Source organism: Leptospira interrogans, from assembly GCF_900156205.1.
GTDB lineage: Bacteria > Spirochaetota > Leptospiria > Leptospirales > Leptospiraceae > Leptospira > Leptospira interrogans.
In genome coordinates this window covers 79,598-106,438 of sequence record NZ_FTNA01000015.1, presented here as the reverse complement: position 1 = coordinate 106,438, position 26,841 = coordinate 79,598, and the positions used below count along the sequence as shown (strand labels likewise).

General features: G+C 35.2%; 19 protein-coding genes and 1 pseudogene. 7 read left to right on the top strand and 13 right to left on the bottom strand.

From position 1 onward, the window contains the following. A pseudogene (locus BW942_RS21035) lies at positions 1–135 on the top strand (IS110 family transposase); the annotation flags it as partial. Positions 136–2,386: 2,251 nt separating this feature from the next. Here BW942_RS21035 and BW942_RS13260 read toward each other — a convergent pair. From BW942_RS13260 to BW942_RS13240, 5 genes are read right to left on the bottom strand one after another with little or no spacing between them, the layout of a single operon-like run. After that, entirely contained in the window at positions 2,387–3,964 is a 1,578-nt protein-coding gene (locus BW942_RS13260; protein ID WP_000836885.1) for a hypothetical protein, read from the bottom strand. Positions 3,965–4,007: 43 nt separating this feature from the next. Beyond that, on the bottom strand, positions 4,008–4,793 hold the full coding sequence (locus BW942_RS13255; RefSeq protein WP_001104455.1) for an LIC_10740 family protein: 786 nt from the start codon (positions 4,791–4,793) through the stop codon (positions 4,008–4,010). Further along, complete coding sequence (locus BW942_RS13250) at positions 4,774–5,865, bottom strand: N-acetylmuramoyl-L-alanine amidase family protein (RefSeq protein ID WP_002968904.1); 1,092 nt, start codon at positions 5,863–5,865, stop codon at positions 4,774–4,776. Before BW942_RS13250 ends, BW942_RS13255 begins: the two co-directional genes overlap by 20 nt. Further along, a complete protein-coding gene (locus BW942_RS13245; RefSeq protein WP_000667199.1) occupies positions 5,832–7,454 on the bottom strand; it encodes a DEAD/DEAH box helicase in 1,623 nt (540 codons plus the stop codon). The genes BW942_RS13250 and BW942_RS13245 overlap by 34 nt, the downstream gene beginning before the upstream one ends. Then, positions 7,451–8,254, bottom strand: coding sequence for a class I SAM-dependent methyltransferase (locus BW942_RS13240; RefSeq protein ID WP_000283287.1), 804 nt, complete (start codon positions 8,252–8,254; stop codon positions 7,451–7,453). The genes BW942_RS13245 and BW942_RS13240 overlap by 4 nt, the downstream gene beginning before the upstream one ends. Before the next feature lie 118 nt (positions 8,255–8,372). Here BW942_RS13240 and BW942_RS13235 point away from each other — a divergent pair, with 118 nt between their 5' ends. Next, positions 8,373–8,840 carry a RidA family protein gene (locus tag BW942_RS13235; protein WP_001023796.1) on the top strand — a complete coding sequence of 156 codons (468 nt, stop codon included), beginning with the start codon at positions 8,373–8,375 and terminating at the stop codon, positions 8,838–8,840. Further along, entirely contained in the window at positions 8,830–9,336 is a 507-nt protein-coding gene (locus tag BW942_RS13230; RefSeq protein ID WP_000489535.1) for a hypothetical protein, read from the top strand. Before BW942_RS13235 ends, BW942_RS13230 begins: the two co-directional genes overlap by 11 nt. A 698-nt stretch (positions 9,337–10,034) precedes the next feature. Here BW942_RS13230 and BW942_RS13220 read toward each other — a convergent pair. The 4 genes from BW942_RS13220 to BW942_RS13205 form a co-directional block, all read right to left on the bottom strand. Next, complete coding sequence (locus tag BW942_RS13220) at positions 10,035–10,829, bottom strand: DUF4846 domain-containing protein (RefSeq protein ID WP_000767160.1); 795 nt, start codon at positions 10,827–10,829, stop codon at positions 10,035–10,037. A 1,151-nt stretch (positions 10,830–11,980) separates the two neighbouring features. Next, positions 11,981–13,468, bottom strand: coding sequence for a leucyl aminopeptidase family protein (locus BW942_RS13215; RefSeq protein WP_000762682.1), 1,488 nt, complete (start codon positions 13,466–13,468; stop codon positions 11,981–11,983). Next, a complete protein-coding gene (gene bcp, locus BW942_RS13210) occupies positions 13,465–13,944 on the bottom strand; it encodes a thioredoxin-dependent thiol peroxidase (RefSeq protein ID WP_001292536.1) in 480 nt (159 codons plus the stop codon). Before bcp ends, BW942_RS13215 begins: the two co-directional genes overlap by 4 nt. Positions 13,945–14,980: 1,036 nt before the next feature. Then, positions 14,981–16,240: a serine hydrolase domain-containing protein gene (locus tag BW942_RS13205; RefSeq protein ID WP_000742170.1), complete on the bottom strand. Its 1,260-nt coding sequence runs from the start codon at positions 16,238–16,240 to the stop codon at positions 14,981–14,983. A gap of 137 nt (positions 16,241–16,377) precedes the next feature. On the opposite strand from BW942_RS13205, the gene BW942_RS13200 reads away from it, so the two are divergent. Continuing rightward, positions 16,378–16,857, top strand: a complete 480-nt coding sequence (locus BW942_RS13200) for an LIC_10730 family protein (protein WP_000377463.1) — start codon at positions 16,378–16,380, stop codon at positions 16,855–16,857. A gap of 727 nt (positions 16,858–17,584) precedes the next feature. Here BW942_RS13200 and BW942_RS13190 read toward each other — a convergent pair. After that, positions 17,585–18,202: an LIC10729 family protein gene (locus BW942_RS13190; RefSeq protein WP_029782584.1), complete on the bottom strand. Its 618-nt coding sequence runs from the start codon at positions 18,200–18,202 to the stop codon at positions 17,585–17,587. A 50-nt stretch (positions 18,203–18,252) separates the two neighbouring features. On the opposite strand from BW942_RS13190, the gene BW942_RS13185 reads away from it, so the two are divergent. The 3 genes from BW942_RS13185 to BW942_RS13175 all read left to right on the top strand — a co-directional run bounded on the left by BW942_RS13185 (position 18,253) and on the right by BW942_RS13175 (position 22,880). Further along, positions 18,253–19,209, top strand: coding sequence for a bifunctional riboflavin kinase/FAD synthetase (locus BW942_RS13185; protein ID WP_000627565.1), 957 nt, complete (start codon positions 18,253–18,255; stop codon positions 19,207–19,209). Between the two features lie 95 nt (positions 19,210–19,304). Continuing rightward, positions 19,305–21,101, top strand: a complete 1,797-nt coding sequence (locus BW942_RS13180; protein ID WP_001110373.1) for a SpoIIE family protein phosphatase — start codon at positions 19,305–19,307, stop codon at positions 21,099–21,101. Positions 21,102–21,104: 3 nt separating this feature from the next. Next, a complete protein-coding gene (locus BW942_RS13175) occupies positions 21,105–22,880 on the top strand; it encodes a SpoIIE family protein phosphatase (protein ID WP_001070419.1) in 1,776 nt (591 codons plus the stop codon). Positions 22,881–23,220: 340 nt separating this feature from the next. Here the strand turns inward: BW942_RS13175 and BW942_RS13170 are convergent, their stop codons facing one another. From BW942_RS13170 to fliD, 3 genes are read right to left on the bottom strand one after another with little or no spacing between them, the layout of a single operon-like run. Then, entirely contained in the window at positions 23,221–23,499 is a 279-nt protein-coding gene (locus BW942_RS13170) for a YceK/YidQ family lipoprotein (RefSeq protein ID WP_000928020.1), read from the bottom strand. 32 nt (positions 23,500–23,531) lie between these two features. Then, positions 23,532–24,488, bottom strand: a complete 957-nt coding sequence (locus BW942_RS13165; protein ID WP_000409256.1) for a hypothetical protein — start codon at positions 24,486–24,488, stop codon at positions 23,532–23,534. Between the two features lie 17 nt (positions 24,489–24,505). Next, positions 24,506–26,425, bottom strand: coding sequence for a flagellar filament capping protein FliD (fliD, locus tag BW942_RS13160; RefSeq protein ID WP_001110736.1), 1,920 nt, complete (start codon positions 26,423–26,425; stop codon positions 24,506–24,508). Positions 26,426–26,841 lie beyond the last annotated feature (416 nt).

Genomic DNA, 26,841 nt, shown 5'->3' with positions numbered 1-26,841 from the left:
GCTAAAAAATCAATCATAGCCACTTCTCGCAAAATGATCGAAATCCTTTACACAATGATTAAAACGGGAGAACTTTTCGATTCTATGCCTGAAAAAGTATTGAATCGAAAATTAACTCAATATGGTCTTATGTAATAAAATTGCGGAAGGGATTGACACAAGAAACATAGGAGAGAGCACCCACAAGTTGAATAGGATTTTAGAATCAGAAGAATTAAAAACGCACATTTTTCAAGTGTTCCGACAAGAATGAGTCTTTTTACTTGCAAAAAGTATGTTTTTCTGATAGATAAAAATTTTCCCAAGCCTTTCCACCTCCCACCCAAAAATAGGAAAAACTCAACACAACGCTCTTTATGAATCGCGTTGTGGGGTGGGAACTAAATTTTGCAGAGGATTTGTCGTAATTCCACAGATTTATATTGAGATCCAAATACTTGTGGGTAAGGTTATGGTAATCATTGAGTTTAGCAAGCCAAGCACTTTAGTTTCACAAAAATGTGGGAACTATTACAGAAACTTCATCAGTAAAATGTAAAAGTTCCTACATCTTACTGATAACGATTTAGAAAGGTTCACTTTTAAACTGTGCGTAAATTTCAGGACTTGAAAAACCAAACAAAGTGATTTAAATTCTGAAAATGAATTTATCTTATTAATGAAAAATCGAAAACCTACAAAAATCACTCCAATCACACACAAATAAGCATCTAATCTTTGTAATACTATTAATCTCTATAAAATAGAATACTTTAATTTTTTATCGCAAGCCTTAGCCTTATTTCAAAGCAAAACATTATAATTACTTTATATTCATAAATAAGAAAAAGAACGTATTGATTTTAAATATATTATAATATTTAAAATCTAACTTATAAAAGTAGATCCGTAAAAAAGCACTTATAAAATTAATAAACTATTAATTTTATATTATAATTGTTAAAAAATTCAATAGTCGATACATAAACAAAACCGCTTCAATCTTCCAATTCAGTGTAGCAGAAACAAATGAGAATTAATTTTTAAAAACTCTATTATAAAAATTAGAATGTTAGCGAATTACTTAGAAATATAAAAGCTTGTTCTAAAACTTCAAAAGTGGAAACTACTATGAAAATTTAACGATATTAGAACTTCTCGAAAGTTTGCAAATTGCCAAATACAACCTAATTTGTAGGAACTACTGCATTTTATTAAAAATTTCTAAAGAATTATCCCGTAAATTTTTTTGAGGCTTTGGGACAAGATCATAATATTTTGCACTCAATAGGCTTTTTATCCCGAAAATTTTCAGTATTCAACCTTATAGAGATCAGTAATATTTTAAATTAGAGTATAAAATAGTTAACGAATATCACAAATACATAACTCTTTTAAAAACTTTCAAAAGCAAAGGCAGTAAAAACAAGAAATTATTTCAGAGAAACCACCATAAAACCCAAAAATGATTTCAAATCAAACTTTTATATACAACATTTTCATGATTATAATTCATTAAAAATTTATTTTATAAAGACTTTATAAACTATAAAATTTTCCAAAACAAAAAAGTATAACGGATAATATTTTATAAATCCCTACTGACTTCTACAAAATTGAGTGCCTATAAATATTATAGGCAAAATGTAGATTAACGCAAGTTCGGTGTAAGAAAAAATTTTCTAAAAGTAAGAGTCCCTACAATGTTAGAATTTGTTTGCAAAATCGTGATTTGCAGCAGTTCCCATACTTGAATACGACAGATTCAATTCTTATAAACTTCTATTTTATAAATTGTGGTAGTTCCTATATTTAAAGAATCAATCTGCAAAATTACTCTTAACTATATAATAAGGTACCTAATATTTTACATAGAATCAGCGTTTTGTGATAAAATTAATGGTACTCAATTTTCTAGAGATCAGTAGGACTCCAGCTTTTCTCAGCGTCATGGGCTCTTTACACCAAATCCACGTTAGGTTAACGTGTTTTTGGTATAGCCAATGAGAAAACGATCGTAGCGCAAGGGACCTAGCAAAACTCCCTTTCAAATCCAGTGTCTCACTTCTTGAACTCAATAAAACGCTTCCGATGAGTGCCCGACAGATCACATTTTATAATAAATTGTAACTTAAGACAAAATATTGCATTATGTTTCTTTGATGCAATTTATTGATTAGAGTTAAAAGTGAGATCCGAAAACGCCAGATTCTCCCAACTTTTATTTCTCTGAATTCATGGGATTGATGTGCAATCCATTTGATTGAGTTGTTTATTACATAGTTTCAAATATAATAATTTTATAAACTACTAAAAAATATTACTCTTACATTTGCGAACTTTCTAGCAATTCTTCCACCATAAAACCTTTGTAATTTTTAGGTTTTGTTTGAACAAGCTTTCAGTATTACTGTGGAATCTTAGGTCCGAGTTCGATCACCAATTGTTCTTCTGGAACCGTAAGATCGATTTTATCTACTTTTTCCGGAACTCTACCGGATGAAACATCCTCGGTCAAATTTTTAATTTTAGAAAGTATGGTTTCGTCTGTACAATTAGAAATGGAAATTACGTTCGGAAGATTTCTTCCCCAAGAAAAACGAACCCCCGGACTATCTACAAAAAAGGATTCCGTAACTCCGTCTCCTTCCTTATCGATCATCGTAAAAATCGTGGAATCCCCAGCAACTACCACTATTTTTTTTCCTTTTTTCCACTTATCCACTTTGACCCGAGTGTTTGTCATTTCCCGATTCCAAAGATAATAGTATAATTTTCTAATTTGAGAATCGATTAACTTATCCCTTGCGAGTTTATATAACTCTCCATATTTTTTGCCGACTTCTTCTTCTCCTTTCATCTGACCGTCAAGTTCCCTAGGAGTAGTAGAGTGTAGATAAAAATCGGGAATACCATTCACGGTATTTGTATAAAAAGCCTGATCTTTTCTATCACCCGGATATGGATTGGTGGAAGCTCCCGGATTTTTCAGGAAATTGATTAGTATGTTTCTTCTTTCGTTTACTTTTTTTCTGAGTTCTTCCGCCCTAAAACGAATCGTAGTCGTTTTTGGAGAATCTTTTCCATAAAAACGTTCTGATCTTTCAAGTTCCCCACTTACAGCTCTTTCAGAAGCATAATTTTTCAATAACTCTTCATCATATTTTAAAAGAAGATCCAACTCTTTCGTTTTTTTCAAAGGTTCGCTGGAAACTTGAACCATCTCACCTGTGTTAGTTGATGAACTTGAACCCGGCGTAGCATCGGAAGTTTTATTTACAGAAGTGGAACCTACGTCTTGAGATCGATTTGAATGTACAGTCCTCTCCGATTCGGGAAGTTTATAATATTCCGATTCTAACTCTCTCAGTCTTACGTAATTGGAAATTTTGACCAGGTATTCCCTTTCCTTTTCTCGAATTTGATTTGGATCGTCGTAGCCGTCCTTAAGTAACGTTAGTTGTCCTTTATAAATAATTAAGAGAGTTGCTTCGGAAGAATCCCGATTTGGATTGGTTTCGGACAAGGTTTTACCTTCCTTATCCACAAGTTGAATGAAATGAAATGCTAAACGATCTGTCCTAAAATCGGTGATATTTTGTATATCCGGTGATATTTGCAGATCGGAAGATGATGATAGATTTTCCACTAAAATGAATACAATAAGAAAACAAATTAAAAACGATTTTTTTAGATTCAAATTTTTTAATAAGAATCGAGACAGAACCCGTTGAACGACGAGGCTTTGAGCTTTGAAAGCGCCAATAGAAGTGAAAGATTGAATTATCCGACTTAATCTTTTTGAGAAAGTAAAAATAAACTTAAACGTCTCGTTTTTTATGAATCGCTCGAGAAGTTTTTGAACACGCTGTAAGTTAGTTCGTAATTTGGCGCCGAATATCTTATATGCGATATTTCTTATATTTTTGGAAAAATTCTTAAATTTACCGATCGATAACAAACGATCCAGAAATTTGGATTTCATCTTGTTTTTAGTATCGGCCAAAAAAACAGACGAGAAAAGTGAATCAATTCCTTTTATGTGATAAATCGAGAGAATATTCCATTCCGGAGATGTTTTCGGATAACCCGTCTAACCTATATTCCACGCTCTGAATGTCTTGAAAATTCTCGAAAACGGTTTTTTCCAAAGCTAGAAAGGTAGAATCCAAAAGTGCCATTTTTTTTCGAGCGATTTCCTTTTGTTTTTCTTCGTCGTTCATCCTTCGAGCATAAGTATAATCGATTCTAAATTTCATTCCAGAAAGAATTTCCTGAAGAGTGGATTTTCTAAAATCTAAAATCAATGTTCCTCCGTTTTTCCAAATCGCTTTTACCGCGTATTGGATTTCGGGAAGACGCTTTAGATTTTTATAATGTTCTCCTTTTCCTCCCTCTAAGGTTTTATCAAAATAAGAAGATTCGCTAATTTCTCCGATGAGTATCATCGTTTTATGACGAAACTCTTCATCCTCCAAAAGAACTTTTCTACGAACCGGAAAGACCTGGCGTTCTCCATCAGAAACGTAAATTGTTATTTCGGTCCTATGATCCCGGTTACCTAACTCATAAAGTGAAAATGGGACTAAAGTGACAAAAGGACTGTTACCCGAAAGTATAAACGAAGTAAAAAATAAAACGACCCCGATCCACGAATAAGTGAGAAATAAGGTTTTACGAGAAACTCCGTCCTCGCTCGCAGTACGAAAAAGCCAAAGGTATCCTTGATTGATTTTTTCTACCGCTCTTAGGGCCGCTTCCCAAATTGTATCTTTAATCGTATTTGCAGATTCTTTAATGTTTTGCCAATTCATATCCACGGATTCCTTCTACAATGCTTTTCGCTATCTTTACTTGTAAACTCTTGCTCTGCAAAAGTTTGGATTCTTTTTCATGAGAAAGATACCCCATCTCTACGAGAACCGCAGGCATAAGACTTCCTCCCAGGACTGAAAAATCCGCCTTTTTCACTCCCCTGGACAGGATTTGAGGTTGGAGCTTTTTTTTCATCTCCGATTCCAAAGATCTCGCCAAGATTCTACTCCTTCTCTGAATCAAAGAAGACATCATTCCGGCCTGAATTTTTTTGACGACTGGACTTCCCTTCGCTTTGAGAATTTTATTTTCTAAAAGTGCGGTTTCTCTTGCCGATTCTGTAGAAGGGGTTTGTGAAAGATAATAGATCTCGAATCCGTTCACTTCTTCGTTGATGGACGAATTACAATGAAGACTGATAAACAAAGTGCTTCCGTTTTTTTTGAGTTCCCGATTTGCAATCTCGGATCTACGTTCCAATTCTATAAAAGTGTCGTCAGCCCTCGTTAATACTATGTTGATCGTAGGATATACTTTTTCAAAAAATTTTTGTAGAATCTTTGCCACTTGTAAAGCGACTGACTTTTCGTTGGTTCCATCATTCGACAAGGTTCCTGGGTCCTTTCCTCCATGTCCAGCGTCTATAAGAATTGTCTTAACTTCCAATTTTTCGGCACTAGGCAATACTTCCAACTCCAACACGTTTTCCTTATATTCGTAACGAACATCCTCTGGCATAAGTTGTACAAAAAGAGCTTCTACAATTTCAGGAGGAATCAGAAAATCTTTTTCTTTATAAAGAATCGGAACGGAAATTTTTTCTATAGTTTGATTGAACGTATAAAAAGAAGAACCTACTCTAAAACGAACTTCTCCGGAAGGATGTTGAATCGATCCAACAAAAGTCGCGGGATTAAACGTAGATTTGAGAGAAGGAAATTCTCTTTGAACATCTTCAAAGCGCACATAACGTTTAGAAGACTGTGTAGAAATGGAAACTTTGGCTTCCAAATTCCACAAACTTAGTAAAAATAAGATCAGCCCCCAAAGATAGATTTGATTTTTTGCCAAATCGAAACCTTTTTCTTTTTAGTATCTTCTTTTACCGTATCGTTTATATCGAATAGATTCCGTTTGTTTTTATCGTATTGTTTACCGAACTGTTGATTTTTATTCTGATTTCGACTATTCTGTGCACCACGCCCCGTTCGGCTCTGTTTGTCTTTGTTCTGAAATCTATGTTGGTCTTTTGCAGATTTTTTTCCTTTCGGTTCTGAGGATAAAACGGAATCCGCCTTTTGCAAAAATAACTCTGCTTCTTGAATTGCAGCAGCCGGTTTTTTCTTGTGAGAATCTTTCGCGGTAGAATGTGTATGACTTGTATGTCGTTTATCCCTTTTGCGATTTCGATCGTGTTTATGTGGGGCGCGGTCGTTGTCGTGAGGACGTTTCCCATTTTGTTTAAAATGAGTTTCTTTTTCTCGATCGTAAGAATCCCCCCCAATAAAAGATTGAAAATCACCTGCAGGAAACTGAATATATTCTTCGTTTACTTCTAAAATTTCGATCTTTTGTTTTAGATATTTTTCTATCTTTTCTAGTTCCACGTAATCTGATTCGGAACAAAAACCAATCGCTTTTCCTTTTCTTCCCGCCCGTGCAGTTCTACCGATTCTGTGTACGTAATTTTCGGTATCCTGAGGAAGATCGTAATTATAGACGATATCTATATTTTCTACGTCAATTCCTCTGGAAGCGACGTCGGTTGCGACCATGTATCTGTATTTTCCGGATTTAAAATCTCGGAGAAGTCTAAGTCTTTTTTTCTGATCCAATTCGGAAGATATTCCGGTTACTGGAACCCCATATTTACGGAGAGTATATACAATTTTTGGAATATTCGCTTTATAATTTGTGAATATGATCCCTTGACCTTCTTCTTTTGAGTTTATGATTAGATTGGTCATATAAGGAATTTTTTCTTCTCTTCCCAAATGAACAATTTTCTGATCAATTCTTTCGGTGATAATCTTTTCAGGATTGATTTGAATTTCTACTGGTTCGTTTAAGAAACGATAGGCGAGCCTCATCACTTCCACAGACAAAGTAGCGGAATACAACAAGGTCTGTTTCCGATTCTTACACTTATGTAAAAGCCAACGGATGTCTTGGATAAATCCCATATCCAACATTCGATCCGCTTCATCGAGTACAAAAAATTCTACGTTCGATATATCAATAGAACCAGACTTAATCATATCGATTAATCTTCCGGGAGTAGCGACGATAATTCCGTTTAATCCTTCTAAATCCTTATTTTGGGACTTGTAATCGGTTCCTCCTATAATCGGGACTGATCGGATTCCTTCGGAATGTTTGAGTAATTTTTTTGCCTCTTCCGCGATCTGCATCGTAAGTTCTCTTGTGGGAGCTAATACGAGCGCTGCAATTCCTTGTATTCCTTTGGTTAGAATGTTATGAATGACAGGAATTAAAAACGCGACGGTTTTTCCGGTTCCGGTTTGTGCAAGTCCGGTAATATCTTTTCCTTCCAATCCATGTGGAATCGATTTCTCTTGGATCGGAGTTAGTTCCGTATATCCGATTTCTTGAATGGCAGAAAGTAATTTTGGATGGATGGATAGTTCTTCAAATTTCATGTGTGCTGCTTCTGAGCGATTAAGTGGAATGTATCACCATAACAGGCGAGGTCTGAAAGACATGTAAAAAGACGATGATTCAGTGTTTTTCCTCTCCAACCCCGATCTCGGGACGGGTGGTAGGACATCGGTTTCCTATACTCAGTCTTAAAACCGTATCCTTTCAACATTTTTTTCAGAGACCCTGGGCTGTAATCCCAAAAATGGTCTGATGGATGTGTGCGAAACCATTCTTCCGGATTCGTTTGAAACGTTGGGCCATAAAGAGAAGGCAAACCTAAGAATAAAAATCCTCCTGGTTTGACTAGATTCGTTAACTTTTCAAATACAAAATCCGCATCTGGAAAGTGTTCTATTACAAAGAAGGCAGATACTACGTCAAAGATACGACCTTGTAATACATTCTCCTCTAAAAAAGAAGCACAGAAAACTTCCAGTCCCAAAGTCTTTTGAGAATACTGAGCTTCGGCAGGTGAAATTTCAAGACCAGTTACTTGATAACCCTCTTTTCGAGCCTCGTCTAAAAAAAATCCTGCGGCCGATCCAAGTTCGAACAAAGTCGCTCTCATTGGATCTTGAAACTTTCGTATAATTTTAAGCCGTCTTTGTGCCAATATACGAAGAGAAGTTTCGTCCTCGTAATAGGTTTTTTGGTATTGGTTTTTATATTCTTCTAAAAAATAAGAGTCCTTGTATTCCCTAAATTTAGCAAGTTTATAGTAACAAACCCCGGTTCTTTTGCAGATTTGATATTGTTCGGGATATTGAGGATGGGGAACAAGTTCAAGTTTCGGATACATTCTCTGGATCTAGTGAAACCAAAAGGGAAAAGAAAGAAAATTCCTTTTTTCGAAACTGCTTGAAAAATCGAGGGATACTATCTTTCTGGAAGGATCTTCTATGATTCTTTAGAAAGTAATGAACATTTTAAATAAAATCGAATCCCTTGGTTATAAACTTCCACCCCCTCCTCAAGCAATCGCAGCGTATATTCCAGCAAACCGATCCGGAAATTTAGTTTTTACTTCCGGTCAACTCCCTCTTAAGGAAGGACAGTTGATTCTTTCCGGTAAATTGGGCGAAGACCTTTCCATCGAAGACGTAAAAGAAGCCACCATTCAAGCCAGCTTAAACGCAATTGCGGCGGCTTCGGCAGTTTGTGGTGATCCGGATAAAATCATTAAGGTGATAAAAGTCGGAGTTTTTGTAGCTTCTAGTCCGAACTTTTCGGAACACCATTTAGTAGCCAATCATAGCAGTAATTTTTTTCTTTCCGTGTTTGGAGAAACGGGACGTCATGCACGTTTTGCAGTGGGTGTTTCTTCTCTTCCTTTGAATGCTCCTGTGGAAGTGGAAGTGACCTTTCAGGTTGAAGATGTTTCGTAATCTTTGGAAAGATATTCAGTGGAGCTTTCGTTCGGTTCCTCTGGTTTTGAAAGAATGGCTTACGTTTTATCTTTCTTTCTCTGGAAGGTTTCAAGAATTCTGGAAAGAAAAATCCATTTCTGAAAAAGGTCTTTTTATTACACTTACTCTTCAACTTTTATTTAGTCTTTCAACTTGGATCGAATATACGATCAATTTAGGCGGCGAAGAAACCGAGGGGCTTAGAGTTTCGTCTAACTTTTATTTTATTTTTCTTTCCGCAGGTGTTTTTTTCTTTGGTTCGTTTTGGCGCTCTCATTGGTTAGATATTTTTCTTTTGAGTGTTCAATTTCTTCTCGGCTTAGGTGCGTTAGCCGGTATTTTCTTTCCAGAATCTTTTTTTGTGAACTTTCTTAATACTACAGACTACGTCTTCAGTTGGAAATTTTATGCCTTTTTGTTCGCTTGGGGTTTTACTACTTTATTTTCTTTAAGACTTCTTTTTGAAAAAGACTAAATTTGTAACTTTAGAAGTTTATTACGTTTTTTGAAAGTTTATCAGCATTCATGAAAAATTTTAGAAATTTAAAATAACGTGAGTTCTACGTAAAAAACTCATAATTTTGAAATCTGAACTCTACAAATTGATTTTTTAAATGTGGGAACTACCACAAAACTTAGATTTATCTGTAAAATGATGTGGGAACTCTTACAAATTACGATTTTAGGAATAAATTCTAAAATTGTAGAGACTCATACTTTTAGAAAATTTCCTTATGCCAAACTCACGTTAAAATAAGGATAAACCGCACACATTTTACTAAAAGCATAATCTTTTAGAAGTTTCTAATAAAATGCTGGAGTTCCCACATTTCAAAACTTCAACGTAAAATTCTCAATTCGCAGTAGTTCCCACAGATTTAGTCTCATTGCGCTTTTTCAAAAACTTTCTGTATTTCAATCGTGGTGGTAGTTCCCACACTTTTACTGATTTAAATAGCGTGAATTCGATGTAAGAAAATCTGAACGAATCCAGGTGCCCTCGGCAGCCAGAACGGGCTAAACTCTGGTCAATAAAGTATATACAGAAAACATTATACAACAATCGTCTTTATTTTCAAACGGCGTCATACATCCAAAAAACCGTCTCACACAAATACATTAAAAATTTATAATATTAAAAATAAAAGTTCGATAAGCTTACAAATTACAATTCTAAAATCTTCTCAAAACAGAATGCCCATATGGATACGATTCTTTCAGATGAGAAATAAAACCGGAATAGGTAAACCAGCCCCGAGAACCAAATTCTTTAGGTGCTCTTTCAATATGCATTTCCTGAGCTGGCATAAAACTGAATCCAATCAAAAAGAATTTTTCTCCTTTTCGATTTTCTGCTAAATCTAAAATCATAGAGACGTGTCCAATTCCTCCAGTTTCATTCTGGACAAACAAATCTCCTGGTTTTAAATCCGTTTCCGAAATAATTTTTCCACCTTTTTTAATAGAATACGAGTTGGAAGACGCGAACGCTTTTCTCAAGAAGGAAAAGTAAGAAAGTCCGCTTTTGGAAAAAAACTTTTGATTTCCATTATAATCAAAAAGATACAGCCGATTTAAATGGTTGTTTTGTTTATGATATTCTGCCCATATACGCATCGTATAATCCGCGCATTGCTCTAAATCACTCTGAAACAAAAGTGGAACGTCTAAAATTGCAATTGTATCATAACGTCGAATGATATTCTCTTTTTTATATGTCCAAAGAGTTCGATCCGATTTTAACGGAAGATTTTGTACAAAATCCGGAAAAGAATTTTTTTTAAACCGAACCCGTGTACTTTCCGACGGAAGTGCAATTTCATTCACCTTAGAAGGTATAGTATCTGCATATACACAACTGGAAACACCAAATACGATCAAAGCTAATTTTAAAAAAAATCTTAAGGATTGGATTAATGTTAAAATTCGTTTTCGAAATTTATTAGCAAAAGTTAAAATAAGTTTCATTATAATTCTTTTTTAAGAAGGACAAAAACGATCCGTTAAATCTATTTTTTTCTAAATAACTATCGTTCTTACAATCTTATAGAATAATGCAACATTAATTTTGAAACAAACCCAGCCGTTTCTTATAGAATTTTTTAGATACTCTATTTTATAGAAGTTGGCAAACCCCATTCTATTACTGATCCCTAGAAAATTGAGTTCCCGTAAATGTTGCGACAAAGTGTCGGTTAATGCGTATTCGGTATCATACAATGCGAGAACGATTGAAGCTCAGCGTTTCACTTCTTAAATTCAATAAAACGCTGCCGATCCTTAGAGAGGCATTTGCTGAGTTTTGCGGGTCGCGTTTTAGGTCGTAGCTTAAGACGAAATATCATATTACGTTTCTTTCATGCAATTATTGACTGGAGTTAAAAACACGATTCTGCAACGCCGGATTTCGTCCCAATTTTTTTTACGCCGAAATTATATCCAGCTTGAAATCATTGGCTTTTTTGTGTGAGATCCCACATTTTGAAACAGTCTCAAAATCGTATTATTTTCATGCGTTCGAGTAATAATTAACGTGAATAGGAACGTAAGAAAAAATTTTATAAAAGTATGAATTCTTACAATTTTAAGAATTGCTTGTAAAATCATGGTTTGTGGGAGATCCCACATTTTAAGTTTCAAAACAATTTCAGAATTGTATTATTTTTATACATCCGAGTAATAATCATGAGCTTGTCCCAAAACCTTAGAATCAATCGTCTTTAAACTCACAATAAAATGTAGTAGTTCCCACAGAAATCGCAGTATCGAATGATTTATAGTTTTTTAACATTTTTCTGTTACTATAATTTCTATATGAGTTACAGCATTTTGTGAAACCCAATCTCACTTCCTAAGGATCGTTAGATAGGCTTTGAGATAGATCTTATATAACTCTGAGTAATACATGAAAGATTCATAATGTTGTGTAAACTTCCGAGGCCAACGATCAAAACAAAGAATGGTCAAAGTTTTGTATCCTATGATTTGGCCCGATCCAAATCTTTAAATTTTACAAACAAAAATTATCAATTTGTAAACTAAAACTTTATAGTCTCATGTAAAAAGTGCAGAATCATTTTACAAAAGAAACATATAAATCTAATATACGACTGTATCTTCTATTTCTTTTTGCCAATCTTTTCAACCAAATCTACTAAAAGTCGAACCCCGTATCCGGTTGGCCCGTTACCAATTTGAGTTCCAGAAGTTTTTTTTCTCCAAGCAGTTCCTGCAATATCAATATGTGCCCAAGCGATCCCGGGTTCCACAAATCTTTCCAAAAACTTCGCCGCTGACAAAGAACCCCCGGCCCTTCCAGCCACGTTTCGAATGTCTGCAATGTCACTTTTTAAGTCTTCTGAATATTCCTCCCAAAGAGGCATTTCCCAAATTCTTTCATCCGAAGAAATAGACGCTTCTTTTAATAGATTTGTAAGAACATCGGAGTTACTCATCACACCGGCAGCTTCGTGTCCTAAAGAAATGATAATCGCTCCAGTTAAAGTTGCAAGATCCAACATGTAATCCGGTTTAAATTTTTTTCCTACATAAGAGAGTACATCTCCCAAAACTAAACGACCTTCCGCGTCCGTATTTTGAACTTCCACAGTAATTCCGTTATATGCAGTATATACGTCTCCCGGTTTGATAGCTGCGGCGTCAGGCATATTTTCCGCAACTCCAATCGCTGCAATTACAGGAACACCTAATCCTAGTTCGGCGATCGCCCCGATCGCATGGATTGCCGTAGCCGCTCCACACATATCGTATTTCATTTCGTGCATATCCTGAGCCGGTTTAATGCTGATCCCACCCGAATCAAAAGTGAGTCCCTTGCCGATGATCGCAAGTTTTTTCTTCGTAATTGGTTTTACTGGAGTATATTCCAAAAGAATCATTTTCGCTTTTTTATCAGAACCTTCGCAAACGGAAAGGATTCCCCCCATTTTTTCTTTTTTTAATTGAGGTTCGTCAAAGACTGTAATTTTAAGCCCGTTGTCTTTTGCGATTTCTTTAGATCTAGAGACAAATTCTTCCGGAGTAAAATGGTTTGCAGGAAGATGAGCGATATGACGAACTCCGTTGATATAACGGCTAACGATCTTTCCTCGTTTGAGTCCTTTTTCTGCTTCTTTCAATTTTGCTGCGTCTTGAAGTATAAAAGATACGTTCCCTATTTTTTTGGAATTTTCTTTGTATTCTTTTGCCAAAACGTTAATCGCATAAGCTCCTTGTTCTAAAGAGTTTACAATTTGATAAACTACTAAGTCCGCTGAAAGCGAGTTGGTCAAAACCTTTGGAAGATGAATTTCTAAACCCACACCTTCCCACTTTTTAAGTTTCTCTCCAAATTGAAAAAAATGTTGTGCGACTCCCCTGATTTTTATTTTGGAAGTTTCGCCTAACCCTAAATAAATGATTTTTTCGACTTCATCTGTAAAAATCTGTCCGTTTTCTCCCGTAAAAATTCCAGAAGCAGTTTGAAAAGAGAATTTCGTCTTTAAATTCTCAGGAAAATGATCTTTTAAAAGAAGTTGTAATTTATAAAACGTCTTAGAAGGATTTTTCCCGATCGAGATTTGGATTTTATTTTTATCCAGTTTCATTTTTTCTCCAATGTTTTAATGTCGGAAAGGATTTCATCTACATGTCCTTTCACGCTGACTTTGGGATATACCTTGAGAATTTTTCCGTCCGCTCCGATCAAGAATGTAGTTCTTACAATTCCCATAAATTCTCTTCCCATGAATTTTTTCATTTGCCAAACTCCATAGTCCTCGCAAATTTTTCCGTCCTCGTCCGAGATGAGTGTGAAGTTTAGTTCCTGCTTTTCAATAAATTTCTGATGCGATTTCACACTGTCTTTTGATACCCCAACCACATTAAATCCAGTTTTTTTAATCCTTGAAAAATTATCCCTAAAATCGCAAGCTTCGGTCGTACAGCCTGGAGTTTGATCTTTTGGATAAAAATAAAGTACAGTTCCTTTTGGCCCGGACAAATCGGAAAGTTTAACCTTTTCACCTTTTTCGTTAAGCGCAGAAAAACCAGGTGCTTTAGCTCCCGTTTTGAGTTCACTCATAGATACCTCTTTAAATTATCTTAGAATTCTTTTTTTAGCGTCTAGTCTTGCAAGATAGTTCTAAAAAAATTCTCATTTTTCAAAGCGGTCGTAACTCTGACCTTACAGGCAAAAATCCTTTCTTAAGAACAAGAAGTTGTCCTAAATCTAAAAAAATCACGATTAGAATTAGCGTAAGTTCGACATGAGAAATCCATAATTTATTTTTCTGAAAAAGTTGGAATCTAAACGTTTTAGATCGACTCTTTAAATGTGGGAACTACCACAAATCACGATTTTACTCAGAACTATAAAATAAGTGTCCGTATTTTACGCTGAAATAGGGCTTTGTAATAAAAATTTACGGTTCTCAATTGGATAGAGATCGGTAAGAATAAATTCTAAAATTGTGGGAACTCATACTTTTAAAAAATTCTCTCTCAGCCAAACTCATATTCATTACGAAGCTGTTACTACTATTCTAATGATTAGAAGTTTTAACGATCATTAACATTTTAGATATAAAGTAAGGACACTCTTGTTACATGATCGTCCCTGAAAAAGGCTTCAAATGTCGTATAACATAAATAAAACGCCATCCAAGAACAAATAGTAAAAAACAAAATCACCGGAAAGAATCAAAAAATTATAGAAAACGCGATGAAAATTAAACTGGAAAAAAGCTCAAATTTTTTGAAATTCTTTCGATCCTCTTCTTTTAGTCTCAAAATTTGAATTTTTCATTTTTTCAGGAACGATTACCATAGTGATTCAGTAACAAAATGTAGTAGTTCCCACAAATTATTACTCGGACACGTGAAAATTATATAATAGAATTTTTGAAAAATTAATTCTCCATCTTGTTTCTGTTTTATGAAATAATCGATTGAAGCAGTTTTGTTAATCGGAACTAGGGAATTTTTCAACAACTCTAATAATAAAAAATTATCATTTTATACCTTTCAAAATATTTGGACAAATTCTTTATAGAAGTTGCTCTTAAATTTTTACCAAACGATATACAAGATAATAAAATAAATTCAATATATTATAATATTTATTTTTTTTGATGAACTAAATGAGGTTCATCTAAATCCTTCCAAAGAGCCGAATTCCCGATTGTGAGAGACGCTTCGTGTATTTCTTCTAAAAACCGAGTTTCTTTTTCCGGAATTTTTTTCTTATCTTTTGAATCCAAAGCTTCCTTTACATTTTCGAGAATTTTATCCAAAAGAAAATTGATAGGTTTATCCCAAATCGCAGAAGTGACTACAATTACCATTCTTCTATGAGGAATCACATACACGAACTGACTTCCTTTTCCATTGGCCATAAAAGTCTTTTTACCTTCAAACTGATGCGTCCAAAGTTGATAACCATAATTTTGGGAAGCTCCCGGTTTGATCGCCTGTCTGATCCAATCCGGTTTAAGAATTTTTTTGCCTTTATAATTTCCGTTATTCAAATATAAAATCCCTAGTTTCAACATATCCACAGGCCTTAATCTCAAACCAAAACCAGCGGTCTGTCTTCCCGAAGGAGAGGTGTACCATTCATAATCTTTAAAATCCAACCAAGAGAATAAAGTTTTTTCAGCAAACTGAAGCAGTGTAGATCCAGACTTATTTTCCAAAACCGCAGCTGCAAGTTGTGAGTCCCCATTACTGTAATCAAACTTCGTTCCTGGTTTATCTTTCACTTCGGGCAATAGAGCAATTACAAGCGGATCTTCCGCCGTTCTTATATCTTCTCGTTCCGGAAATTCGGACCAACGCATTCCGGAAGCCATATGCAGAACATCTCTCAATCTTAAAGATTCTTTTCCTTCTAGCAAAGGAAAAGGTAAATTTCCCAGGGAACGAAGTGAATCCATCACCGGTTCGTCTACGTTTTTTAAAACTCCTTCAAAATTCAAAATCCCGAGTAATGTAGAAGTAACCGTTTTTGTGACCGAATAAACGCTATGGTTATGATTTCTAGTGACACCTCCCGCATAACGTTCCATGACCAACTTCCCATCTTTTAAAATCAAAAGAGAACGAACCTCTAATCCTTCTTCTCGAATGGATTTTGATAAGCGAACTAAAGGAGCAGAATCTAAATCGGCATCTTCCGGTAAAACGACCGAAAAACCTTCAAATGGAGTTCTGTTGAGTTGTTTTGGAGCAAAAGAACGAGAAACTGTTTTAAGCGCCACTTCTCCATCTCGCCCAGCACTGGTGCAAGAAAGAAACCATACTACCCAGATCAGAAAAAACAAAATTCTCATATTAACGCTCACACTTTTTATAAAAGATTGAAATCGATTCTTTTTCATCTGTATTCTGATTTTTGAAATTTATTTCCTATCGTTTTTTTAAACCGACGGACCTTTAAACAACTTTCAAACCAGGATTTGAGTAGATTTTTTTTAATCTTTTGTAAGAATTTATTCATTGAGACTGTAGTTTTACGATGGATTCAAAATTTGTTGTTCGTTTTTTTCTGATCTGCTTTTTTTGCGCTTCCATTATAACCACGAATTGTTTTGCCCGAGTCGACTGGGATTCTCCCAATCCTAAAAAAGGAAAAAATGCTCCATCACCAGACGCTTTTCCTACCGCAGAAGACGCCAATCTTACGCAAGTGGAACGCGCCAAACTGATCCAAGAAAAAAAACGAATCGGACTTTCTCCGGAAGGGTTTGCACTGATCGGTCAAGAATCTAAATTCTCTTACGAAAACGCCTGCACTCAGTTACTCTCTAAATGTCAGGCAAACTGTATGGAGGAATGGTATCCTTTTACTTCTATTTTCTTACCAATTATAGGTTATAGAAGCGCAAAACAAAGACAATGTATGGATCGATGTAATCAATTTTGCAAACTACCTAGTAGAATTCTATCCGGAGAGACAAGTACAACTCCTTCGACCCCAGTTTCATTTCCTCAATAAAATTCTTTCAATAAACACTGATTAGTCGGTTATTTGTTTCGCAATACTTCGACTGAACTCAATTTTACTCTATAAAACGAAATCCATGAGGAGTGTTTGTTGAGTTAGACAAACGTGAGTTTGACATAGAACTTGTCTTAAAACCTCAAAGAATTTTACGTGATCATTCTTTAGAAATTTTTAATAAAATAGAGTTGTTGAAAAATTCTATAGTGGAGTTCAACAAAACTACTTCAATCGACAGTTTCCATACAACGAAAATCGATGGCGAATTAATTTTTCAACAACTCTAATGTAGTAGTTCCTACAAAAACCGTCTCATTTGGCAGTTTGCGAACTTTCAAGTAGTTCTAATGTTGTTAAATTTTCGTAGTAGTTCCCACATTGGACGGCTTTAGGACAAGCTCACAAGAATTCGTTTGATAAAAACCTGATTTTTCCATAAAAAATAAATGTAGAACTCCCCAACTTGAATCACAAAAAATGAATGTTTAAAAATTTATCATGGGACTTAATCTGTGGGAACTCTCACAAATCTATATTTTACGGTAAAACTCTGAAATGTGGGAACTCCACTGTTTTTACATTTAAAAATTAAGATCAACCATTTCCATAAACGAATGTAGAAACTACTACTTCATAGAAAAATTTTCTTAGTTTTTCTTACACCAAACTCACGTTAAACAAAACCTTGTATGGGTCACCGCGATCATTGCTGGGCAAGAGCCTACGCTCCGCTATCTCCGGCTACGTCTCGCTTACTATGCGCGCGAGATGTATATAAAACATCCCAGATTCCCCAGAAACGACCGATTTCTCCTGCATTTGGAACCAGTTTAAAATCCATTCTTCCTTGAATCAACTCTCCCGGATCCACACGAAATCTCACAGGAAATTGAGAAGAATACATATCATTCCCCGGAAATCGAATCGTCGTCTTTAAAATTCCGTTCATATATACTTTCAATTCTCTTGGTTTAACCCCCTTTGGTCTTTCAGTATATGTAAACTGCGTTAGATCCATTTGAACATAAATCGGATCGTTACCGAACGGGTCTGCGGTCAAATAAAAACGAAGCCCTTCTTCTGGAATCATTCTACAAAGGCCATCTTGAAGTATACCTGTCCCAGCACCGGGAGCAACATCGGGACGATCCCTCTCCAATTGCATTCCATTATGAATCGCCCAGGTAGAAAGTTCGACATAAGTTCTAAAATCTTCCGTTCGAAGAGGTTCCCCATCTTCTCCTTGATGATCAAAGTTGATGAATTTTTTAAATTTCGGATTTTCTTTCGATTGTAAAAACCACGTATTGGTAAAAGTAAAACAGAATAAAACGAGTATTAACCGGTGCCAAAACCATCTACTCTAGTATCGACAGGATTGGGAAAAATTTGATCACATTCCATACAATTGAACAGGCCGGAAAAACAATTCATTCCCCTTGCGTAGTGACCTTAGGAAATTTTGATGGAATCCATCTGGGACATCAAGCGCTTTTGGATCAGGTTTTAAAAGTTTCCCAAACAACCGGACTCTCTTCCTGTGTAGTCACCTATGATCCAAATCCAGCGATCGTACTCGGAAAAAAAGCTGGAATGAAAATTTTGATGTCCCTTGAAGACAAAGAAGAATGGATTCGTCAAAAAGGAATTGATTTTTTAGTCGTTCTTCCATTTAACACCGAATTAGCGGAAATGAATGCGGAATTGTTTTTAGAGGAAATTTTACTTAAACAATTAAAAGCTAAAAATATTATCATTGGCTTCAACCATTGTTTTGGCAAACAGAGGAGAGGTAATTACGAACTTTTAAAAGAATATTCAGAAAAACTAAAGTATTCAGTAAAAAAAGTAGATCCGGTATACTTAAATGATACTAAACTTTCTAGTTCGTATGTAAGAAGATTGATAACGGAAGGTAACGTAAAAGAAGCCTTTCATTGTTTGAATCGTAGTTACTCTATATCCGGAATTGTAGTGGGAGGGCACAAGCGAGGAAGGGACATCGGGTTTCCAACTGCAAACGTTAAACCGAATACGGATATTTTACTTCCAGGCATCGGTGTTTACGCTGGTCTTACTCAGGTAGAAGGAATTGAATATCCTTCTATGATCAATATAGGTCGTAATCCTACATTCGGTATAAATTCGTTGACCCTAGAGTCTCATATATTCGACTTTCAAAAAGATATATACGACCAAACTGTGAGAATCTATTTTAAGGAAAAAATCAGAGATGAAATTAAATTTTCAAGCGTTGAAACATTGATTTCCCAACTCAAACAAGATGAAATCCTCACAAGAAACATTCTAAAATCCACAATTGGAAAAAACTCGGCCCATTTTTAAGTGTAGTTTAAATAAACTAGTAAATATTATAGTTTTAAATTTATCATCGCAGCTTACATTGAGGCGGGTAAAATTTTCAAATTCATTTTTTTTGCATGAACTATTATCTTTTTCTTCCGATGATTGCTTTTGTTGCGAACACTATGTTTATAGCTTTCGTATATGCAAGACGTACCAAAAATCCTGTTATTCGTTCTTACTTACTCTATACGATTATTTTAGAAACCTGGCTTTTTACTCATATATTCTATTGGGCCTCTCCTTTCGAAACTTGGACGACTTGGGCTTTTAGAATTCTTTCTATCACTTGGCTTCCAGTTGGTTTGTTTTATTTAGAATTTGTTTATATCTTTTCTCAAAATTTAAATTCAAGAACTCAAACTACAAAAAGTCGTTCTTTATTAGGATCTAAAACTTTTTCCTTAGAAATTTTTCTTTGGTTCTTCAGAATCGGAATTCCAATCCTATACTTGATAACACTTTTCACAAACTGGATCATTCATGGAACTGCACACTATTATTGGGGAAATGAAAATGAGCCCAGTCCTTTGTATTATTTTGTAATTCTCATTTTTATAACATTTCCCTCCTTTATAGGTTTGGGAATTTTAACGAAATCTCTTCTGACTTCGGAAGGTGAACAGAAAAAACAAATTAGTCTAGTACTATTCGGTTCTACATTTTTAATCTTAGCAAGTCTTTATTACGAAGTCATTCAAATAGACGATCAAGGAAGATTGTTATCTCCACCTCTAACTTCAATTGGTATTTTAGTTCAATCCTTTCTGATTTTTATCGCGATTACAAGATACGGCTTTTTAAAAATCAACGTGGAAGGATTGGCGACAGAATTGTTTCGAGACATTCATGACGGAATGATTTTGATAGAGCAAGATAGATCTCTTTTTTTTATAAACGAATCTGCAATAAAAATATTAGGAATTTCTAATTTTCTTCCCTCTCATTTTTTTCCTTCCGATTTTTTAAAGGATTATCAGGAAAACCTGGATCATTTTTCTAAAGAATACAAACCGGTTTTTAACGCCGATTGTAGAGGGATTGAACTTACTCGATCAAACATACAGCTGACCGGAAAAGGAAACGGTCATCTTTTTATTTTAAGAGACATCAGCGAAAAAATAGAATCTAGAGAAAAAATAGAAAGTATCTATTCTGCATTTAATAAAGATTTAGAAATTGCGAAAATAGCTCAAACCTCAGCGATTTCTACTAAGTTTCCAGAAAGCCGCAAATTTAAGTTTTACTCTCACTTTCAACCTTTCGAACTTGTAGGTGGAGATTTTTTGAAAGCCCTACAACGTTCTGACGGTAAATTAGACGTCTTTTTTGCAGACGTTTCCGGTCACGGAATATCTTCGGCTATGGTTACCGGAATGCTCTCTATTTCTTTTCAGTTAGCAGTGGAAACAAATCCAACCCCAAAGGAAGCTTTGGAAAAAATACAATCTTTACTTTTAAACGCCGTATTAAATCACCACGTTTCCGCAGTATATTTTTCTTTCGATCCAAACACAAAAATATTAGAATATTCTTATGCAGGACATCATCCGATTTTAGTTTTCAGAGAAGGCAAAGTGATTCCCTTAGAAGGTGAAGGAAGAATTCTTTTGATTACATCAGAAACTGAATTAAACAATTATACCTTCCAGTTTAAAAAAGGAGATATTGTATTTCTCTATTCGGATTGTCTTTTCGAAGTAAGAAACGCATCGGGGGAAATATTTGGGTACGAAAACTTCATACAAAAGATGAGCGAAATACCGATTTATAGTCCATCCAAAATTCTCAAAACCGCAATCGATCTAGCCCTCAACTTTAATAACGGAAAACTTACAGACGACTTGACAATTTTGATTTTGGAGATTCTTTAAAAGATGAATCCATATATTCTGATTCCTTTTTCAGCATTAATCATCAATGGGTCATTGTTTGCCTATGTAAGCGCACTCAAAGGAAAATCTGAAACGGTTACTCTCTACCAAAGATTTTCTTTTATACTTTTTATCTGGCACATTTCTCTCATTCTTTATTGGTCTTTCTTACCAAACGACTGGCCTATAATCATTTTCAAAGTGTCTTCCTTTTCTTGGATTTTTATAGGTTGTCTATTTTTTGAATTTGCGGTTCGATTCTCAAACTCTTCATTTCAATTTCTAATATACCTATTTAGAGGTTTGTGTTTAGTTTCATTTCTCATAACGATCAGCACCGATTTAGTAGTTCAAGGTATTATTCGCGCTTACTGGGGAGACATGATTCAAGCCGGCCCCTTATATCTTCCCATTAGTATTTTAGTAACTGGAATTCCTACGTTAACCGGTTCTTTGATTTTAATTTTTAACGGACTACGCTCCCACAATGCACTTTTAAATAAACAATTTAGACTAGTCGCCTACGGAACGATATTTTCGTATCTAATTAGTTTTATTACTACACTCCTTCCTAGATATTGGAACGCTTCGCTTACATTTCCTCCGTTAAGCGGAAGTTCGGCTCTCATTCAATCGATCTGTATTTTTATAGCGATCCGTAAATACGGTTTTATGGATCTCAAATTGGAACATATTGCATTACAACTTTATGCAGAAATCAGGGAAGGAGTGATCCTTCTTTCTTCTAAAGGAAATCTTATCTTTAGTAATTTATCCGCAAAAAAAATGTTAGGAATTTCGGATAACGTATCTACAGGATCAAATTTCAATCTAAGCGATTATCTGGAAGGATTCCCTTCCGACTCCTTTTTTGAAAGAAAAGAATTTATCAATCTTACCGTAAAAATCGAAAACCATCCGTCCGAAATTATAGAAAATAAATATCTTGAAGTTTCCTCTTCTCCGATTTCTCTTTCTGGAAAAAACGACGGGAAGGTATATATACTCAGAGACATTACCGAAAAAAAAGACTCTCTCGATAAAATTAGAAAGTTATTATATAGGTTAGAACTAGATTTAGATCTTGCAAGAGACATCCAACAGATGATTACCTCTCGAAACTTTCCGGATTCTTCGGATTATAAACTCTATTCCTACTTTCAACCTTACATAAAAGTGGGTGGAGATATTTTAAATGTAATCAAAGAAAAAGATGAAAGTCTTCACATACTTTTTGGAGACGTTTCCGGGCATGGAATCTCTGCGGCCATGGTAGCCGCTATGACCTCGATTGCTTTCGGTGCTACAACCAAAAGAAGCGATTCCACCGATAAAAACCTTCTTTTTATACACGAACTTTTAAAAGATACGATCACACTTCATTCCTTCTCTTCTGTGTATATGAGATATATTCCATATGAAAGAAAATTAGAATATACTTATGGAGGACATCATTGTGCTTTATTGATCCGAAACAAAATTTGTATTCCAGTAGAAGGTTCTGGAGAAATTCTATTTACAACACCTATTCCCTACCTCCGAAGATATGAACTCTATCTAAAAAAAGGGGACAGAATTCTTTTATATTCAGATGGTTTGTTTCAGGTAAAAAACAGAGAAGGAAATCCTCTAAGCCAATACCAATTCCTCGAAGCAATCAGATCTTTGGTCGTAGAAGACACAAATTCTATGATCCGTTCGATTCTTTCGTATTCCAGTTCTTACGGGGATGGAGAAATTTCAGACGACGTTACGATTTTTTGTTTAGAAGTATTTTAGCGTAAATTCGTTATAATCGATATGAAGGGAATTGCAGCAGAACCAATCAATTGCGATCTCAAAAGTTTATTTTCTTTTAATGTTCCGTCAAGGGTTTGATTAGAGCAAAAAGCGCACGCCTAAACCTTGAGCAAAACCAAGGACGAACTCACCTAAACTTTCCTGAATTCAAAACAGAACATAAATGAATCTTAATATTTTAATTTTTTAAAATTCTATACAAAACAAATTAGAATTGTTGAAAAATTAATTCTTCATCTGTTTCTATTTTATGGAAACCGGCAATTGAAGCAGTTTTGTTAATCGTCGCTATGGAATTTTTCAACAACTCTACTATGCTTTATAGTGTATCGCAATAGTAATTATCCATTGTTGGTCTTTTTCTTTCCGGTTTGATCACTAAATCCCCCGACAATAAAATCGTATCCACGATAAACGACAAGGGTACATTGAGAATGACAAAAGGCACAGGAATGTAAAAAAGAATAGAGGAAAGTTCCACAAGACACGGAAAACTTGTTATAGAAATTTGTGTACCTATATATGGATGCCCCCAATTATTTGTTTCTACACCATGCTCCTGAATCGAAAAACAACGGAGTAGAGTTACGAGTAACATCGCAATCAATAAACTACGTGTCGTTTGTTATTTTAAGAAATTTTTTCCCGAATTAATTTTAGAAATGGAAGTATTTCGTCTAACGTTCCAGGAAGTTCATACTCAATCGAATCTCCTGCACGGATAATATCCTTCTCTTCTAATGCGACCGCAATCGAAGCCAAAATTTCGTTTAATTCTCCGGTTTTTTCTTCGAAACCAATTCCATTAATTTCAATCTCTGAAAAATCTAAATCCGGTTTTTTCAACTTCAAAGTGATAAACGAAGTCAACAACACGTTGATTTGTGAAATGGATTGAGTCAGTAGCTCGATTGCTACTTCGTCCTTTCCAGATTGATACGATTCATTTACTTTTACAAAAGCCTCTTTAAGTCCACCTATGTTCTCTATAAACGTATTCAAAATTTCTTTTAGAGTTGGCAGATCTAAATCCAAAACTTGAGTCCGAGCAATCAAATCCATGATAAAAAGTTTCAGATCTCTTAGATGTTCTAAAAAGTTTTCGATGGTTTCAGTGTTATCCAAGCTACCACAGTTAGACGAAATCTCAGCCAGAATTTGTGATACAGTATTTCCGGTTCCCATCGGCTTGATCTGATCTAGTTTGAGGTGTAATAAGTTAGAAGCGGAATCTAAAACGCTACCGATCCATTTAATTCCGTCTGATAGTTCTCGGGATTCTTTTTCGGTCAAAGAATCTCTTCCAAATAAAGTAGAACCAACCTTATCCACGTATAAATCCAACTCGGTTAGTGTGGAAACGAGAAAGTCCATCTCTTCTCCCACAAAAAATTCCATCTTGGCAACTGATTCTATTTCTTGATCATTCATAATAGAAGTTTGAAATTCTACCCCGTCTACGGTGCAACTTAGAAGATATTTACCTTTTGATTCGACCCATTTGTTGACTTCTCCGAAAACTTCGCCTAACTTTTTTTCGTTTTCAAGAGAACTATCTATGAGATGTTCGTTGATATAAATTTCCATTTCATTCTCCTACTCTATCACTCGTTTCTAGCGCCTTTTAGATTGTTGTTCAAATAAGCGCCTACGGCTTTGTTCTTACCGACTCCTTGTTCCATATAGAGAAACTTGGATTTCAATTTTTTCTCGTAACTTACAAGATGATTTTCAAATTCTTTAATCTTCTTGTTATTATCAGCAACCTGTTCCTCGAGCATTTTCACTTTTCCAGAAACAAGCCCTCCCGCATACTGAGTGTAAGGTTTAATATGTTCTAATAAATCTACCCCAACTCCAGTATCCATCCTTGCATCCGAATTTGTATCGATCGCAAAAAGATTTCTGACAGAATCCGGATTTTCGGCAAGTTTAGAACGTAACTTATCTTCATCCAAGATCAAAAAACCGTCTTGTATATCGGCCCATTTACTTCCCACCTTACCGGTATTAATACCGATGTCGCTTAACATTCTGACAGAATTTTCTCCGCTTACCGGATAGGATGAGCTCGCAACTGTTTTCATTCCAGCGATCAATCGAATCACTGTGTGTTCTCCGGATAAAAGTCCCGTTTTAGTTTTTCCTTCCCAAAAACTTTGCCCAATTTCTCCACCTTCTTCCTTTCCATCCCGAACGGTAGAATTCTTGTCCACGGCGGTGGATTCTTTAGAAAATTTTAATACAGTGTTATAAGCAGCCACGAACTCCTTGATCATCTCTATACCTTTATCGGAATCCGTTTTTATATCTATGTTTACGGGCCCTTCTGTTTTTTTATGAAGATTGAGAGAAACCCCATCTAAAACGTCTGTAAGCCCTTCGTTTTTAGGACGATTAACTTCGATCCCATCTACTAAAAAAACCGCGTCCTTGGCCTCGGCAATTTCTTTGGAAGGTTTAGCTCCTTTAAATTCTCCTGGAATTATTATATGAAAAGAATCTAATATAATGGTTTTACCACTCGAATTCGCTAAAAGTATTTTATGAACCTTTTGACCAGAGGGAAAATTTTTTAAATTGAGAACCACTTTTCCATTCTCTTTGGAAGCGGTTTCAAAGATCATTTTTTCCTTATCATTTTCTTTATAAAGAATTCCTAATTCTATTTTTTCTTCCGGTGCAAATTCGGTAGAAGTGGCAAGTTCAATTTTTGTGTTTTTTTTAAACTCGGTAGTAGGAATTCCAAATTGAAACGAAGCAACGCTCGCAATTTCCATCCACTTCTTACCACTTTCTTCTTTAAAAACGGGTTTAGAATCGGAAGAGATTCCGTATTTTTCAGGTTGAAAAATTTGGATCTGATCTTTTTCGGGAAGAAAATTCAACTCTTTAGGAGGATCTGCGGGTTCAGTTGCACCTACAAGATTGGCTGCTTGTAAAACTCCGTTTGAATCTTCGAACTTTAGTTTACGATCTTTTCCGGAAAAAGTCGCCGTTAAAGTAAGAACGTAATTATCTCCGTCCACTTTGACAAGTCCGGTGTTTACAAGTCCTGCTGCGGAAACTTTTATCGAAGAAGCAAGATCCCGAATCGTTCCTCCTGAAAATTCTATTTCTTTTTCGGAATCTCCGGAAAAAATTTTAAATTTTCCAGCGGGAATCTGTTTGTTTACGTCTGTCTTTTCTCCTGAGATTTGGTGAGAAGTTGCAAGTTCTTTAATTTCGATCCTACGTTTACCGGAACTTGCGGAACGAGAAGCGTCTCCACTAATAATCCCTTCTGGTTCGGAAACGATACTTTTCATCGCAAATGGAGCCGTAAAAGAAATAAGTGCTCTTGTTTTTTCTTGTAGATCGGTTGTTACCGTTTTGAGGTCATTCCACGCTTTCGACTGAGCTTTGTTAAACGAATTCTGTTGTTCAAGTCTACGGATTGGTTTTGCTTCCAATTCCACTAATTTTTTTACGATCAAATTTGTATCTTGTCCGGAACTAAGTCCTGGAATCGTAAACGCGGGCATCTTGTCCTCCTACATTCTTAATCGGTCGATTCAGAAAAAAGATAAGGGAAATTGAAAAAATTCAATGTAGAAACCAGTAGGAATACTCAAATATTCCGAGTCGTTTTATCAGAGTTTGCCCCAATACTTCTTTAGAAGTTTCTAATAAAATTCCGGAGTTGCGACATTTTTAAATCTCAACGTAAAATTTCAAATTTGCAGTAGTTCCCACAGATTTAGTCTCATTTCAACTTTACTGGGCTTTTTGAAAAACTTTCTGTCTTTCAATCGCAGTGGGAGTTCCCACAAAAATCATTACATTCTATAATTTACCCCCCTCTTTGAACCGTTTTTTCATTGGTAAATTTTCGTATGAGTTCCTACAAATTATGTCTCTTTTTAGAGCAATTTTGGTTTTAGAAAAACTTATTCGCAAT